Below are 15,791 nucleotides of genomic sequence, written 5' to 3'. Positions count from 1 at the left end.
GCTAATCAGGACTGCCCTATGACAAATCCGTTGCTGACCCCGTTTTCCCTGCCGCCGTTCTCGGCGATCCGCCCTGAAGATATCGTGCCTGCGGTGCAATCCGCGCTGGCGGACTGCCGCGCCGCGGTAGAGCGCGTGGTCGCGCAGCCGGGGCCGTTCACCTGGGACAATCTGTGTCAGCCGCTGGCGGAGTCGGACGATCGGCTGTCGCGCATCTGGTCGCCGATCGGGCACCTGAACTCGGTGAAAAACAGCCCGGAGCTGCGCGCCGCCTATGAGCAGGCGCTGCCGCTGCTGTCCGAGTACGGCACCTGGGTCGGCCAGCACGAAGGGCTGTACCAGGCCTACCGCAGCCTGAAAGAGGGCGCGGCGTTTGAGGCGCTGAGCGTGCCGCAGCGCAAGGCGGTGGACAACGCGCTGCGCGATTTCGAACTGTCGGGCATCGGCCTGTCGGCGGATAAACAGCAGCGCTACGGCGAGATCGTCGCGCGCCTGTCCGAACTGGGTTCCACCTACAGCAACAACGTGCTCGACGCCACCATGGGCTGGAGCAAACTGATTACCGACGAAGCCGAGCTGAGCGGCCTGCCGGAGAGCGCCCTGGCGCAGGCACAGGCGATGGCGCAGGCCAAAGAGCAGGACGGTTGGTTGCTGACGCTGGACATGCCGAGCTACCTGCCGGTGCTGACCTACGCCGACAACCGCGCGCTGCGCGAAGAGATGTACCGCGCCTTCGCCACCCGCGCCTCCGATCAGGGGCCGAACGCCGGCAAATGGGACAACAGCGAAGTGATGGCGGAAACGCTGGCGCTGCGCCACGAGCTGGCTCAGCTGCTGGGCTTCGACACCTACGCCGACAAGTCGCTGGCGACCAAAATGGCGGAGAGCCCGGAGCAGGTGATCGGCTTCCTGAGCGATCTGGCCAAGCGCGCCCGCCCGCAGGCCGAGCAAGAGCTGGCGCAGCTGCGCGCCTTCGCCAAACAGCACTATGACGTGGACGAGCTCGAAGCCTGGGACATCACCTATTACGGCGAAAAACAGAAGCAGCACCTGTTCTCCATCAGCGACGAGCAGCTGCGCCCGTACTTCCCGGAGCAGCGGGTGGTGGAAGGGCTGTTCGAAGTGGTGAAACGCATCTACGGCATCACCGCCAAAGAGCGTAAAGACGTGGAGACTTGGCATCCGGACGTGCGCTTCTTCGATCTGTTCGCCGCCGACGGCGAGCTGCGCGGCAGCTTCTACCTCGATTTGTACGCCCGCGAAAACAAACGCGGCGGCGCCTGGATGGACGACTGCGTCGGCAGCCTGCGCAAGGCCGACGGCACGCTGCAAAAGCCGGTCGCTTACCTGACCTGCAACTTCAACCGCCCGCTGGGCGACCAGCCGGCGCTGTTCACCCATAACGAAGTGACCACGCTGTTCCACGAGTTCGGCCACGGTCTGCACCACATGCTGACGCAGATCGATACCGCCGGCGTCTCCGGCATCAACGGGGTGCCGTGGGATGCGGTCGAGCTGCCGAGCCAGTTTATGGAAAACTGGTGCTGGGAGCCGGAAGCGCTGGCGTTTATCTCCGGCCATTACCAGAGCGGCGAGCCGCTGCCGAAGGCCATGCTCGACAAGCTGCTGGCGGCCAAGAATTACCAGGCGGCGCTGTTCATCCTGCGCCAGCTGGAGTTCGGCCTGTTCGATTTCCGCATGCACTTCGAATACAGCCCGGAAAAAGGGGCGCAGATCCTGCCGACGCTGGCGGAAGTGAAGAAAATGGTGGCGGTGGTGCCTTCGCCGAGCTGGGGCCGCTTCCCGCACGCCTTCAGCCACATCTTCGCCGGCGGCTATGCGGCGGGTTACTACAGCTACCTGTGGGCGGAAGTGCTGTCGGCCGACGCCTACTCGCGCTTCGAAGAAGAGGGGATTTTCAACGCCGAAACCGGCAAATCCTTCCTCGACAACATCCTGTCGCGCGGCGGTTCGGAAGAGCCGATGGCGCTGTTCAAACGCTTCCGTGGCCGCGAGCCGCAGCTGGATGCTATGCTGCGCCATTACGGCATTAAAGGATAACCCGACACGTGAGCGTGTGTTTATTGTGTGAAGCAGGCGCCGATCCCGGCGCCTTGTCTGTTTTGGCGCAGCGCTGGCAGCTGACGTCCGACGACGACGCGCCGATGGCGCTGGTACTGACCCCGCAGCGGCTGGAGCTGCGCAAGCGCGACGAGCCGAAGCTCGGCGGGATCTACGTCGATTTCGTCTCTGGCGCCATGGCGCACCGGCGCCGCTTCGGCGGCGGCCGCGGCGAGGCGGTGGCCAAAGCGGTCGGCATCAAGGGCAGCTATCTGCCGGACGTGGTGGACGCCACTGCCGGGCTGGGGCGCGACGCCTTCGTGCTGGCGGCGCTGGGTTGCCGGGTGCGGATGCTGGAGCGCAATCCGGTGGTGGCGGCGTTGCTGGACGACGGCCTGCAGCGCGGCTATCAGGATGCGGAAATCGGCCCGTGGCTGCGCGAGCGCCTGACGCTGCTGCACGCTTCCAGCCTGACGGCGCTGGCGGATCTCAGCCCGCGCCCTGAAGTGGTGTATCTCGATCCGATGTTCCCGCACAAGCAAAAAAGCGCGCTGGTGAAGAAAGAGATGCGGGTGTTTCAATCGCTGGTGGGCAGCGACGATGACGCCGACGGCCTGCTGGAGCCGGCGCGCCGTTTGGCGACCAAGCGCGTGGTGGTGAAACGCCCGGACTACGCGCCGCCGCTGGCCGACGTGCCGGCGCACGCCGCCACGCTGACCAAAAGCCACCGTTTCGATATCTACATGCCGCTGTAATGTCTGCCGGGCCCGCCGTGTCGGGCCCTCAGTTTTCCTCCCGCAAGCTTTTCCCCACGCCGCCGCCCGGATGCACCGCCAGCAAGGCGTCCTTGTCGTAACCGCTGCGCGCCATCAGGCAGGCGCAGGCGGCGTCGAAGATCGCCAGCACCAGCACAATTGAGGTGGTGGCCAGCATGTTCAGCGGATCTATCTCCTTTTGCACCCCGGTGGCGATCGTCAACTGCGCCGCCTGTGCGATGGCGGAATGCGGGTTTTCCGTCACCGCGATCATCGTCACGCCCTTGGCCTGCAGCGTCGGCAGCAGGCGGGTCAGCTCGTCGGAATTGCCGCCGCGCGAGATCAGGATCAGCAGATCGTCGGCGCGCAGAAAACCCAGATCGCCGTGCGCCGCGCCGGTGGCGTCGAGGTAGACCGCCGGCCGTTCCACGCAGGCCAGCATGTGGGCTATCTTGCGCGCCGCAATCCCCGAGGTGCCGACGCCGGTGACGGCGATTTTACCGCGGCAGTCGGCCAGTAGCGTCAGCAGCCGCTGCCAGGTGCGCGCGTCGAGGCGCTCGCCCAGCTGCGCCAGCTCCTGACTGTAGGTTTGCCAACCTTGCACCGCCTGCCGCCATTCCTGCTGCATCACGCCTCCTCCTGCATCAACCGGCGGTATTTCATGTGGTCGTTGTACAGCTCGTGGAATACCCGGTATTTGCGGTCGTAGTAGCTTTTTATCTGGTTGGTCTGCGGCGTGACCGTCTTGCCGATGCGGCTCATGGCGCTCATCGCCTCCGGCAGGGTGTCGAACACGCCCGCCGCCACGGTGCCCATCATCGCGCCGCCGAGCAGCATCGCTTCGCTCTCCTCCGGCAGCAGCATGGCGCAGCCGGTGGCGTTGGCGTGCTCCTGCACGAAGATCGGGTTCTTGGTGCCGCCGCCGCTGGCCATAATGGTGTCGATGCTGTAGCCGCTGTGGTTCATGGTTTCGATGATGTGGCGGGTGCCGAGCGCGATGGCCTGAATGGTGGCCAGGTAGTGCAGCGCCATGTCCTCCGGCGTGCGCGACAGCTTCAGCCCGGTCAGGATGCCGGTCAGCGTCGGGTTGGCGCGCGGCGAGCGGTTGCCGTGGAAGTACGGCAGCATATGAATGTCCTGCGTCAGGAAGGCGATATTCTCCGGCTCGCCGGCCATGCGGCGCAGAATGGCGTTCAACACCTCATAGATGGTCTGCCCCTGAGTTTTCGCCTGCGTCAGTAGCTCCGGGTAGCACGGGTGCGACTGGATGACGTGGTCGATCAGCGCGCCGGTGGCGGACTGGCCGCCTTCGTTCAGCCAGTATTCCGGCAGGATCGCCGAGTAATACGGCCCCCAGACACCGCCGATAAAGCGCGCGGTGCGCGACATCGCCATATGGCCGGTGGAGGTGCCGCCGATCAGCGCGACGCGGCGGTTGAAGTCGGCCACCTCGCCGGAGACGCCGGTGGCGCCCAGCGTGCCGAGGGTGCCAGCATGGGCGTCGATGATCGACACGCTCACCGCCGTGCCGGCGATCAGCCCCATCTCGCCGGCGGCGCGCTGGGTCAGGCCGTGGCCCAGCGGCTCGCCCATCATTTTGACGTCGCTGCCGATCTTGGCCGCGTCATGTTCCAGCACGTCTTCCAGCCCGATCTGCTGGAAGTAGCTCTTGTCCCAGCGCTGTTCGTGGCCGAGATAGGTCCACTTGCAGACCGTCGAACACAGCGAGCGGGTGGCGTCCTGGGTGGCGCGCCAGGTGAGGAAGTCCGGCAGATCGAACAGGTAGCCGGCGTTGGCCCAGGTGGTGGGCATGTGCTGTTTCAGCCACAGCAGTTTCGGCGTCTGCATCTCAGGCGAGATAATGCCGCCGACGAAGTCCAGCACCCGGTGTTTGGTGGCGTTGATGCGCTCGGCCTGGGCGATCGCCCGGTGATCCATCCACACGATGATGTTCTGTTCGGTACGGCCGGAGGGGCTGACGGTCAGCGGCTTGCCCTCTTTATCCAGCACCACCAGCGAACAGGTGGCGTCGAAGCCCAACCCCTTGACCTGGATCGGGTTGATGTCGGCCTGGTTGACCGCGTCGCGCACCGCATTGCACACCGCCTGCCAGATGTTATCCGACGACTGCTCGACGAAATCCGCCTTCGGCCGGTACAGATCGATGGCCCGGCTGGCCTGGCCGACCATGCGGCCATTGAGATCGAATACGCCCGCGCGCGCGCTTCCGGTGCCCACATCTACGCCAATAAAATAGCTCGCCATTATTTTCTCCTCAGGCTTTTCGATTCTGTAACGCGATAAACAGGATCAGCACGCCGCCCCACAGGGCCATGGTCAGGTAGCTGCTAACCCCCAGCAAATTGAGGCCGCTTTCCAACATTTGCAGCACGATCAGCGCCAGCACCAGCCCCAGAATACGGCCGAAGCCACCGTCCGGGTTAATGCCGCCCAGCACCGAGGCCAGAATGGTCACCAGCAGATAAGATTCGCCGTAGCCGGCCTTGGCCGAGTTGAACTTGGCCATCATCAGCAGCGCGGCGCCCCAGCCGAGCAGCGCCGACAGGATATACACCGCTACCTGCACCCGCGCGGTGTTCACGCCGCTGAAGCGGGTGGCCTGCTCGTTGGAGCCGATCAGGTACAGGCTGCGCCCCAGCGTGGTGTGCTCCAGCAGCAGCCACAGCCCGGCCGCCACCAGCAGGAACAGGATCAGCGCCACCGGCACGCCGAGCACGGCGCCGTTGCCGAGAAATTGAATCGCCGCCGGGAAGCCGGAGATCACCGCGCCGTTGGACAGCAGAATATTCAGGCCGGTGATCAGGGTCATGGTGCCGAGCGAGGCGAGGATGGGCGAGACGCCGATCCAGGCCACCAGCGCGCCGTTGAGCGCGCCGATCGCCACCGCCACCAGCAGGCCGGCCACCAGCGCCAGCGCCAGGAACAGCGGCTGGTCAGGGTGGCTGACGATGATTGCCGCCATCACCAGCGAACAGGCGTTGGCGCCGGCGATAATCGACAGGTTGATGCCGCCGGTCAGCATGGTGATGCCCATGCCGAGCGCCAGCAGGCCGAGGATCGGCAGCTGCGAGGCGATCGACTGGAAGTTGCCGAGGCTGAAGAAGCGCGATCCGAGCAGCCCGGCGAACAGCAGCGCCACCGCGATGATGATCGCGCCCTGCAGGCGAATGATCCGATCGTTTGGGATCAACCGAGTTAACTGCGTCATGTCAGATCTCCTTGAGCAGCTTGCGTTTTTCGTTCCAGGCAGTGGTGCTGATGCTGATCAAAATGATCGCGCCGCTGAATACCTGGTGCCAATAGGCCGAGACGCTGAGCAGCGTCAGCCCGTTTTGCAGGAAGGCCAGCAGCACCACGCCGAGCAGGGTACCGGTCAACGAGCCGCGGCCGCCGCTCATGCTGGTGCCGCCCAACACCACCGCCGCCAATACCGTCAGCTCGAAGCCGAGCAGCGAGTTGGGGGCCACCGACTGGGTGATCTGCGCCTGCACCACCGCCGCGACGCCGGCCAGAATGCCCATGTAGCCGTAGACGCAAAAATGCAGCCGCAGCAGGTTCAACCCCAGGCGCGACGCCGCGTCGCGGTTGCCGCCCATGGCGTAGATCTGGCGCCCCAGCCGGGTGCGGTTCATCAGCACGCCGGTGACGACGATGGTCGCCAACAGGCACAGCAGCGGCAGCGTCAGGCCGTAGTCGTAGCCGTCGGCGCCCTGGAACGAGAACCAGTTGATGCCGTTCATGAACCAGTCCGGAAAGCCGTACAGCCAGGTACCGTTGGTGGCGTACACCAGCAGGCCGTAGAACAGGTTGAGGGTGGCGATGGTGATGATGATTGCCGGCACTTTCAGCCAGTACACCAGGAAACCGTTCACCAGCCCGAGCAGCAGGCCAACGCCAATCGCCAGGGCGAACGCCAGCGGGAAGCTGCCGCCGTGCTGGATCACCCAGCTGGCCATCACGTACTGAGCGATGGCGGTGACCGCCGGGAACGAAATGTCGATGCCGCCGGCGATCAGCACCACGAACAGCCCGCAGGCCAGGATGCCGAGAATGGCGTAGCTGGTGGCGACGTCGGTCAGGTTGCCGAGCGTCAGAAACTCGTCGGTGCCGGCGCTCAGGCCGATCGCCAGCAGCAGCACCAACAGGCCGAGATAAAACTCGTGCCGCCCGGCCAGGCGGGCCAATAATGACTTATCCATTCACCACCTCGGCGATCTGTTGCTCGGTACTCTGGTGCGGCGCAAACTCGGCGATCAGCTCGCCCTTGCGCATCACCATCACCCGATGGCTGTTGTAATAGGCTTCCGGGATCTCGTCGCAGATCATCAGCACCGCCATGCCCAGCTGCGCCAGATCGCGGGCGATCTGGTAGATCCCCTCTTTGTTGGCGATGTCCACGCCGACGGTGGGCGAGTCGAGGATCAGGATCTTCGGCTGGGTCGCCACCCACTTGGCGATGGCGATGCGCTGGGCGTTGCCGCCGGACAGGGTTTTCACCGGCAATGCGCTGTCGGACACCTTGATGTTCAGATCGCGGATCAGCCGGTTGACCAGCTCGGTCGCTTTGGCGTGATCCAGCAGCCCGAGCGAGGTATGCAGCCGATCGAAGACGGTGACGATGGTGTTGTCGTAGATCGATTGCTCCATGATCAACCCCTGCGTCAGACGATCCTCCGACACATAGCCGATGCCGTGGCGCACCGCTTCGCGGTTGTTGTGCAGCTGCACCGCCTGGCCCTCGATGCGGATCTCGCCGCTGTCCGGCCGCGTCATGCCGAACAGGCTGAGGCACAGTTCGGTGCGGCCGGCGCCGAGCAGGCCGACGATCGAGACGATCTCGCCGCCGCGCAGCGCCAGATTGACGTTGCGGTATTTCTCGCCGCGGCTGAGGTTGCGTACCTCGAGCAGCGGCGCCTGTTCAGCCGGCGGCAGCGGCGGCAGCGGGCTGTAGTGGAAGCGTTGGCCGGTCATCAGGAACGCCAGTTCGTGGCTGTCCAGTTCGCTGGCCGGCCAGGTGCCCACCAGCTTGCCGTCGCGCATCACGCTGATGCGATCGGCGACTTCCATCACTTCATCCAATCTGTGGCTGACGAATACCACGCAGATGCCGGCCGCCTTCAGCTCGTTGACCACCCGCAGCAGGCCGTCGACCTCCTGGCGGGTCAGCGAGGCGGTCGGTTCGTCCATGATAACCAACCGCGCCTCGGCGGCGATGGCGCGGCAAATCGCCACCAGTTGCCGATCGGCGATCGACAGTTTTTCCACCTTTTTATCGGGATCGATGCGTATGCCGACCCGCGCCATGGCGTCGAGCGCCGTCTGGCGCATCACCCGCTTGCGCACCCAGAAACGGCCGCCGGGCAGGTAACGGTGGATGGCGATGTTCTCCGCCACCGTCAGATTGGGGAACAGCGACAGGTCCTGGTAGATCACCTGTATGCCGTAATAACCGGACAGCTGCGGCGTCAGGGCGTGGAAGAGTTTGCCTTCAAGCGAAATGTTGGCGCCTTTTTCCGGCTGATAGACGCCGGAGATGATTTTAATGATGGTGCTTTTGCCGCAGCCGTTTTGCCCGGCCAGGCAGTGCACTTCGCCAATATTGAGCGTCAGGTTGATCTGGTCTAATGCCAGCACGCCTGGGAATCGCTTGCTGATATTCTCCAGGGTGATAAATGCGGGGGAGGCTGTCATAACGTTAACCTGTGCTTGCGTAGCGGCCGAAGCCCTGGGCGCAGCAAGCTGCGCCCCTACGAGGGTTTAACTACTTTCCCGGTGTGGCGAAATTACGCGAAAAATCAGAATCCAAGCGATTGGGCGTTGTCTTTGGTGACTTCCAAAATCTTGTTAAACCGAATCACTTTGTGTTCCATATCGACGTCGGCCTTGCCGAGGCCCTCGATCGCCAGATCCTTGTTCACTTCCTTGCCCTGCAGCAGCTGGTCGGCCACCGTCACCAGCGCATAGCCGGCGTCTTTCGGATCCCACAGCAGCGCTTTTTTGATGTCGCCGCGCATCAGGTAAGGGGCGGCCTGCGCCGGCATGGCGATGCCCACCACCGCGATCTTGTCCTTGGCGCGTTTCTTGGCCACCGCCTGGCCGGCGCCGATCGGGCCGAGCGAGCCGAAGCCGATGATGCCCTTCATCTGCGGATAGGTTTTCATCAGATCCAGCGTGGTGGCGTAGGATTTGTCGATGCTTTCCGCCACCGGCAAGCGTGAGGTGACTTCAAACATGTCCGGGTATTTTTCTTTCTGGTATTTGATGGCGGAATCGGCCCAGGCGTTGTGCAGCGGCACGGTCAGCGAGCCGACGTAGATCGCGTAGCCGCCTTTGCCGCCCATGTCTTTCGCCAGCTCATCGACGTTGGCCTGCGCGTATTTCTCGCTGTCGATGGTCTCGATGTCCCACTGGCCGATCTGCTGGTCCGGGGATTCATGGGTCAGCACCACGATGCCTTTGTCGCGCGCTTTTTTCAGCACCGGCTCCAGCACCTTGGCGTCGTTCGGCACCACGATGATGGCGTTGACGTTCTTGGCGATCAGATCCTCAATCACCTTGACCTGCGCGGCCGGATCCGGGGTAGAAGGGCCGGTCTGGTAGGCGTTGACGTCGAGTTTTTTCGCCGCTTCGTTGACGCCCACTTCCATGCGGTTGAACCACGGAATGCCGGTCACTTTGGCGACTACGGCAATCTCATATTTATCAGCGGCGAACACAGGTGTTGTCGATAACATGCACGCAGAAACCACACATGCATTTAATAATGCGAGGTTAAATTTCATTAGCTGTACCTTTTTTTATCTGTAGGGGTGGCGGTTTTTCCACCGCTGCAGATTACAAAGGAATGGAAGAGGGGGCGTAGCTGAAGTTAACGAAATGTGATCCGTGCACAATTAAGTAAAATAATGGCGTATTTAGTGTTAAATAAATGTTTAATTATTTTGTGGTGGTAAATTTACTACCGATTAAGAAGCGATAAATAACTTCTTGTTAACTTTTATTTAACCAATTGGCATCATTTGGATGGTGAGAAAGCATAAAAAAATGCCGGCGCAGAGGCCGGCATTGAAGCATTTAATCGATGTGTGAACAAGATCACCTTTACGGCGGATTACAGCACGCCCTGCGCCAGCATGGCGTCGGCGACCTTGACGAAACCGGCGATATTCGCGCCGTGCACGTAGTGGGTTTGCTTGCCTTCGCCGCCGTATTCCACGCAGGCGTGGTGAATATCGGCCATGATATGTTGTAAACGTACATCCACTTTCTCTGCCCGCCAGCCGATGCGCGCGGCGTTTTGCGCCATCTCCAGCCCCGAGGTGGCCACGCCGCCGGCGTTAGCCGCCTTGCCCGGCGCGAACAGCACACCGGCGTCGAGGAAGGCGTCGGTGGCCTGGATGGTGGTCGGCATGTTGGCGCCTTCCGCTACCGCCTTCACCCCGTTGCGGATCAGCGTCTGCGCCGCCTCGAGATCCAGTTCGTTCTGGGTGGCGCACGGCAGGGCGATATCCACCGGCACGTTCCACGGCTGCTGGCCGGCCAGATAGGTCAGGCCGCGTTCGCGGGCATAGTCCGCCACCCGGCCGTAGCGTTGGTTTTTGATCTCCGCCAGGTGCGCCAGCTTCTCGGTGGTGAAGCCGTCCTCGTCCACCAGGGTGCCGCCGGAATCCGACACGGTGATCACGCGCGCGTCCAGCTCCAGCGCTTTCTCGATGGTGTACTGCGCCACGTTGCCGGAGCCGGACACCGCCACCCGCATGCCTTCAAAGCCCAGGCCGTGGCGCTGCAGCATGGCATCGGTGAAGTACACCAGGCCGTAGCCGGTCGCCTCGGGGCGGATCAGGCTGCCGCCGAAGGAGAGACCCTTGCCGGTAAACACGCAGGCGGTGTTGTTGGACAGTTTCTTCATCATGCCGGCCATAAAGCCGACTTCACGGCCGCCGACGCCGATGTCGCCGGCCGGCACGTCGGTGTCCGGCCCCAGATGGCGATACAGCTCGGTCATCAGCGCCTGGCAGAAGCGCATGATCTCGCCCTGGCTTTTGCCCTTGGGATCGAAATCGGAGCCGCCTTTGCCGCCGCCCATCGGCAGGGTGGTCAACGCGTTCTTGAAGGTCTGCTCAAAACCGAGGAATTTCAGGATCGACAGGTTTACCGACGGATGGAAGCGCATGCCGCCCTTGTAGGGGCCGATGGCCGAGTTGAACTGTACGCGGAAGGCGCGGTTGACCTGCACCTGGCCGCGATCGTCCACCCAGCTGACGCGGAACTGAATGACGCGCTCGGGCTCCACCAGGCGCTCCAGCAGAGCCTGTTCGCGATAGCGCGGGTTGCGTTCGATAAACGGCCACAGCGAGGTGAAGACTTCGCGCACCGCCTGCAGATATTCCGGCTGGTGGGGGTTATGGCGCTGTAACGAGGACAGGAAAGACTCTACCGATACGGCATATTCCATGGATAACTCCTTTTAGCATTAAGTTTTCCCCCGCTATTTCTTATAGATATGGGTATAGGCGATGCCCGGGGGAGGATGTTGTGTCTTTAGCGACTATATCATCGGAGGGCGGTTGATTATCAAGCGATTAATCGGCGTGGCGGCATGAAAAACGCCCGCAGGGCGCGGGCGTTGGGCAGTTAAGTTAGCAAGTGCTTACTTTATTCGTCTTCTTCATCGCGCAGCGGCACGATCAGCATATCGATGTGCACGGTATTGATCAGCTGGCGAGCGGAAGACATCAGCTTGCTCCAGAAATCCTGGTGGTGGCCGCACAGTACCAGATCCATGTCATATTTCTTGATGGCATCGACCAATACCTGCGCCAGATCGCCGCTGCCGCTCAGGGTCTCGGTGATCGGGTAGCCGGCGTTTTGCGACAGCTCGGTCAGCGCCTGATGGGTTTCCTCGGAGATGCGTTTTTGCATGTCGCCGAGATTGACGTCGATCAGGCCGGTATAGAGGTCGGAATAGTTGACATCGACGTGGATCAGAGAAACTTTAGCGTTGTACGGCCGCGCCATCGAGACGGCTTTTTCTACCAGGATCTTGCTTTCCGGGGATAGGTCCACCGCGATCAGTATGTGTTTGTAAGCCATAAGAATACTCCTTCCATAAACATGCCGATTAAAAGGGTTAGCAGGCGTTCCGTTTACCCGCCTTGCGCTTTTGGTTCCATAGTATCATTCGGATAACGCAATGATATGTTGGGGCGATCACACTGCGCCGCATCGAAAATCTCTCCGCCCGATACCTTTCGTTGTACACCCGCGCGGCGTAAAAGCCTATTGATTATGCGGATGCTGCCGGTCTGACCGCTTGAATTATAAGCGTTATTAAACAAAGTATAGCGCTAAATGCGCAATCAGCGCTCCAGATGCGGCTGCAGCAGGCTTTCAAACCATTCGTGAAACACCGCCAGGCGGCGTGAGCGCTGGCGACGATGGGGATAGATCAGGGCGATCGGCATGGAGGCGGCGCGGTAAGCGGGCAGGACTTCCACCAGTTCACCGGCGTCGAGCAGGTGTTGCACGTCGTAGCGCGGGATTTGCATCAGCCCCAGCCCGGCGCGGCAGCAGGCGATATAGCTCTCGGCGTTGTTGACCACCACCCGGCTGGGCAGTTCGAGCCGCTGGGTATGGCCGTCGTCGGTCAGGTATTCCCAGGGGGATTCGCGGCCGGTTTTGGGCGAGGCGTAACCGATGCTCCTGTGCCCCTCGGCAAGATCGGCGGGCTGAAGCGGATGGCCGAATTCGCTCAGGTAGGCGGGGCTGGCGCAGTTGATCAGCGCGATATGGCCGAGCGGGCGCATCACCAGGCTGCTGTCGTGCAGATCGCCGACGCGCACCGCGCAGTCGACCCCTTCCTGCACCAGATCGATGGCGCGATCGGCGGAGCCGAGCACCAGCTGCAGGTGGGGATGGCGCCGCAGCAGGCTGGGCAGCGCCGGCGCGATCAGCCGGCGGGCGATGCGGCTCGGCACGTCGACGCTGAGCCGCCCGGAGGCCTGGCGCTGGCTGGCCTGAAACGACTGATCGATATCCTCCACCTCGGCCAGCAGCGGGCGCAGCCGCTCGAGCAGCTGTTCGCCGTCGGCGGTCAGCCGCACCTGCCGCGTGGTGCGGTGCAGCAGGCGCACGCCCAACTGCGTTTCCAGCTGTTGCACGGCGGCGGACACCGAGGCGCGCGGCACCTCCAGCACATGGGCTGCGCGGATAAAGCTGCCCATCTCCGCCACCTGCACGAATACGCGGTATTGATTGAATCTGTCCATCGATGCGCCCGTTATTGTCCTTATTATTGCCGCTTAAAGCATTCTGCGGCGTTATCCGGCAAACCCTCCTTGCTCCAGGAAGGCTTGCTCCTGCGTGGTAGTATCGCGCAACAGCAGCTGATTGCGATGTGGGAAACGACCGAAACGGCGGATGATATCGCGGTGTCCCTCGGCGTGCGCGCGTTCAGCCGGCCCCAGTTGAGCGTTTAGCGCCACGGAAAGATCCTGATCGGCGAGATTTTCCGAGTGGGCGAACGGCAGGCAAAAAAACAGGCGCAGCGAAGGCTCGACGGCCTGCATGTAGTTCGCCGCAATGGCGATGCGGGCGAAGCGGCGCGCCAGCGGATCGGTGGCGTACATGTGGGCGGTGTTGCGAAAAGCGTTGCGCGGAAATTGGTCGAGCAGGATCATCAGCGCCAGCGCGCTTTCCGGCGTCTTAAGCCAGTCGTCGCGTTCACGCCGGGCCGCCGCCAGATGCAGGCCCAAAAAGCGCGCGCGAAAGCGTTGGTCGAAGCGCGGATCCTGCCGGAACCATTGCTCTGCGCCGGCGTCTCGCCAAAACCGCACCACCTCATCGGCCGTTTGATTATCGGCCGCGAGCGCATCGCTGCGCCGGCGGAAAAGGGTCGGCATGCCCGTCATTCCTTCTTCGCCTTGGTCGGCGCATTGCCCAAAATCATCGATGTACCGGCGTAAATGCCGCCGGACACCTCCATCGCCAACCGTTCGGCATCCTTGCGCCGCAGCTCGGCCATCAGATCCGCCGCGGTTTCCGGATCGGAGCCCAACGCCAACATAGCTTCATGCCCGAAAGACATGGCGGACTCTAAGGTGACGCGAATTTGGTAATCCACATTGGCCTTGATCAGCGCGATGGCATGTTCGCGGTCATGAGCGCGAGCCAGCACGCGGGCCTGCGGGAAGTGGGTTTTGGCGTGTTCGACAATCTGCGTGGCGGCTTGCGGATCGTCAATGCAGACCAAGATGGCGCGGGCGTGGCCGGCGCCCGCCGCATGCAGCACATCCATGCGCGCACCGTCGCCATAGTAAACTTTGAAGCCGAAGTCTTGCGCGTCGCGGGCAACCTGGGGTTCGCGGTCGATAATGGCGATATCGGCGCCCATCGCCAAAACGTGCTGGCTGACGATCTGACCAAAACGGCCGAACCCGACGATCAGCACGCTGTTGGTCAAGCCGGTGGGCTGTTCCGTGCCGTCCAACGAGGCGTCGGACGAGACGCGCAGGCGTTGGTGGATCAACACCGCCAGCGGTGTCAAAGCCATCGACAGCACCACGACGGCGGTCATGTTGGCGTTGGCTTCCGCAGGCAGCACCTGATTGGCCAGCGCAGCGGCGAACAGCACAAACGCAAATTCTCCCCCTTGCGCCATGAGTACGGCGCGGTCGAGAGCATCACCGTGCGAGCTTTTCGTCAACCGGGCCACGCAGTAAATACACAGGCCTTTGATGAACATCATCGCCAGCACGCCGCTGACGATCAGCGGCCAGTTGCGCGCCACCACGGCCAGATCGAGAGACATGCCGACGCCGAGGAAGAACAGCCCCAAAAGCAGACCGCGAAAGGGCTCGATGTCGGCTTCGAGCTGATGGCGGAACGTCGATTCCGACAGCAGCACGCCGGCCAAAAAGGCGCCCATGGCCATGGAGAGGCCACCCAGCTGCATCAGCAAAGCGGCGCCAAGCACTACCAGCAGCGCGGCTGCGGTCATCACTTCGCGCGCTTTGGCGTGCGCCAGAATGCGAAACAGCGGGTTCAGCAGCCAGATGCCGGCCGCCACCAGCGCGGCCAGCGCACCGGCGGCGATGGCGATGCCGCCCCAGGCGGAACCGGATACCGGCGTCGATGAACCGGCCGGCGCGATGAACGCCACCAGCGCCAGCAGCGGGACAATCATCAGATCTTCAAACAGCAATACGGCGACGATTTTCTGACCGCGCGGGCTGGCGATGTCGCCGCGCTCGCCCAACAGTTGCATGACGATGGCGGTAGACGTCAGCACGAATCCCATGCCGCAGATGAAGGAGATGGCCAATGAAAAGCCGAAGGCCATGCCGATGGCGGTGAGCAGCAGCCCGCAGCTCAATACCTGCAGGCTGCCCAGGCCGAAAATATCGCGCCGCATGTTCCACAGATGAGAAGGCCGCATCTCCAGGCCGATGATGAAGAGAAACATCACCACCCCAAGCTCGGCGGTGTGCAGGATGGTCTGCGCATCGTTGAACAAACCAAAGCCGAACGGCCCAATCGCCAAACCGGCTGCCAGATAACCCAGCACCGAGCCCAGCCCCAAGCGCTTGAACAGCGGCACGGCCACCACGGCGGCGCCGAGTAGCGTCACCACGTTGAGCAGGTCGCCGGCGCTTTCAGACATGGGCGAGGCGCCAGAATACGAACGCGGCGATGGCTGCGGGGATCGCGAACACCAGCAGCAGGATCGGCAACTCCGCCCGCAGGCTGTAGCCCGCGTGGGCGACGCCCACCCACATATTGACCGCCGCGATCAGCAACCAGGCCGGGACGAAAATTTTTGCCGCCAGCGCCATGCCCGCCGCGCTGGCGCCCCAGAGCCAGCCGAACAGCACAAACAATCCCAGGAGAACCACGCCTCCGCCAATGACCATTAGCATGTGCATTGCAATATCCTCTACGCTGCGCCTCCTGGCG

14 protein-coding genes are annotated in these 15,791 nt (G+C 62.8%); 2 read left to right on the top strand and 12 right to left on the bottom strand.

Annotation, left to right across the window (positions count from 1 at the left end):
• Window positions 1-18 precede the first annotated feature (18 nt).
• The gene (prlC, locus tag SSARUM_RS22900; RefSeq protein WP_060428724.1) at window positions 19-2,061 is read left to right on the top strand and encodes an oligopeptidase A; all 2,043 of its coding nucleotides are present in this window, start codon (window positions 19-21) and stop codon (window positions 2,059-2,061) included.
• A gap of 8 nt (window positions 2,062-2,069) precedes the next feature.
• Window positions 2,070-2,816, top strand: coding sequence for a 16S rRNA (guanine(1516)-N(2))-methyltransferase RsmJ (gene rsmJ, locus SSARUM_RS22895; RefSeq protein WP_033649385.1), 747 nt, complete (start codon window positions 2,070-2,072; stop codon window positions 2,814-2,816).
• Between the two features lie 28 nt (window positions 2,817-2,844).
• Here rsmJ and SSARUM_RS22890 read toward each other — a convergent pair whose 3' ends face one another.
• The 12 genes from SSARUM_RS22890 to SSARUM_RS22835 all read right to left on the bottom strand — a co-directional run bounded on the left by SSARUM_RS22890 (window position 2,845) and on the right by SSARUM_RS22835 (window position 15,760).
• Complete coding sequence (locus tag SSARUM_RS22890; protein ID WP_039569018.1) at window positions 2,845-3,444, bottom strand: KpsF/GutQ family sugar-phosphate isomerase; 600 nt, start codon at window positions 3,442-3,444, stop codon at window positions 2,845-2,847.
• Window positions 3,444-5,081, bottom strand: a complete 1,638-nt coding sequence (locus SSARUM_RS22885; RefSeq protein ID WP_039569021.1) for an FGGY-family carbohydrate kinase — start codon at window positions 5,079-5,081, stop codon at window positions 3,444-3,446. The genes SSARUM_RS22890 and SSARUM_RS22885 overlap by 1 nt, the downstream gene beginning before the upstream one ends.
• A gap of 10 nt (window positions 5,082-5,091) precedes the next feature.
• Window positions 5,092-6,045 (bottom strand): ABC transporter permease, encoded by a 954-nt coding sequence (locus tag SSARUM_RS22880; protein ID WP_033649382.1) that lies wholly within the window; start codon window positions 6,043-6,045, stop codon window positions 5,092-5,094.
• Window position 6,046: 1 nt separating this feature from the next.
• Window positions 6,047-7,036: an ABC transporter permease gene (locus tag SSARUM_RS22875; protein ID WP_015379367.1), complete on the bottom strand. Its 990-nt coding sequence runs from the start codon at window positions 7,034-7,036 to the stop codon at window positions 6,047-6,049.
• Complete coding sequence (locus tag SSARUM_RS22870; RefSeq protein ID WP_033636380.1) at window positions 7,029-8,528, bottom strand: sugar ABC transporter ATP-binding protein; 1,500 nt, start codon at window positions 8,526-8,528, stop codon at window positions 7,029-7,031. Before SSARUM_RS22870 ends, SSARUM_RS22875 begins: the two co-directional genes overlap by 8 nt.
• A gap of 104 nt (window positions 8,529-8,632) precedes the next feature.
• Window positions 8,633-9,619 (bottom strand): autoinducer 2 ABC transporter substrate-binding protein, encoded by a 987-nt coding sequence (locus SSARUM_RS22865; protein WP_033649381.1) that lies wholly within the window; start codon window positions 9,617-9,619, stop codon window positions 8,633-8,635.
• A gap of 329 nt (window positions 9,620-9,948) precedes the next feature.
• Window positions 9,949-11,292, bottom strand: coding sequence for an NADP-specific glutamate dehydrogenase (gene gdhA / locus SSARUM_RS22860; RefSeq protein WP_033649380.1), 1,344 nt, complete (start codon window positions 11,290-11,292; stop codon window positions 9,949-9,951).
• A 200-nt stretch (window positions 11,293-11,492) separates the two neighbouring features.
• Window positions 11,493-11,930: a universal stress protein UspA gene (gene uspA, locus SSARUM_RS22855; protein ID WP_004930988.1), complete on the bottom strand. Its 438-nt coding sequence runs from the start codon at window positions 11,928-11,930 to the stop codon at window positions 11,493-11,495.
• Between the two features lie 266 nt (window positions 11,931-12,196).
• On the bottom strand, window positions 12,197-13,105 hold the full coding sequence (locus tag SSARUM_RS22850) for a LysR family transcriptional regulator (RefSeq protein WP_033654477.1): 909 nt from the start codon (window positions 13,103-13,105) through the stop codon (window positions 12,197-12,199).
• Between the two features lie 51 nt (window positions 13,106-13,156).
• Complete coding sequence (locus tag SSARUM_RS22845) at window positions 13,157-13,738, bottom strand: DUF924 family protein (RefSeq protein WP_049195636.1); 582 nt, start codon at window positions 13,736-13,738, stop codon at window positions 13,157-13,159.
• 5 nt (window positions 13,739-13,743) lie between these two features.
• The gene (locus SSARUM_RS22840) at window positions 13,744-15,498 is read right to left on the bottom strand and encodes a monovalent cation:proton antiporter-2 (CPA2) family protein (RefSeq protein ID WP_060431120.1); all 1,755 of its coding nucleotides are present in this window, start codon (window positions 15,496-15,498) and stop codon (window positions 13,744-13,746) included.
• Window positions 15,491-15,760: a hypothetical protein gene (locus tag SSARUM_RS22835; RefSeq protein ID WP_033636375.1), complete on the bottom strand. Its 270-nt coding sequence runs from the start codon at window positions 15,758-15,760 to the stop codon at window positions 15,491-15,493. Before SSARUM_RS22835 ends, SSARUM_RS22840 begins: the two co-directional genes overlap by 8 nt.
• Between the last annotated feature and the right edge of the window lie 31 nt (window positions 15,761-15,791).

Source organism: Serratia sarumanii (genome assembly GCF_029962605.1).
Taxonomy (GTDB): Bacteria; Pseudomonadota; Gammaproteobacteria; order Enterobacterales; family Enterobacteriaceae; genus Serratia; species Serratia sarumanii.
This window is presented reverse-complemented; position numbering and strand designations above follow the sequence as displayed.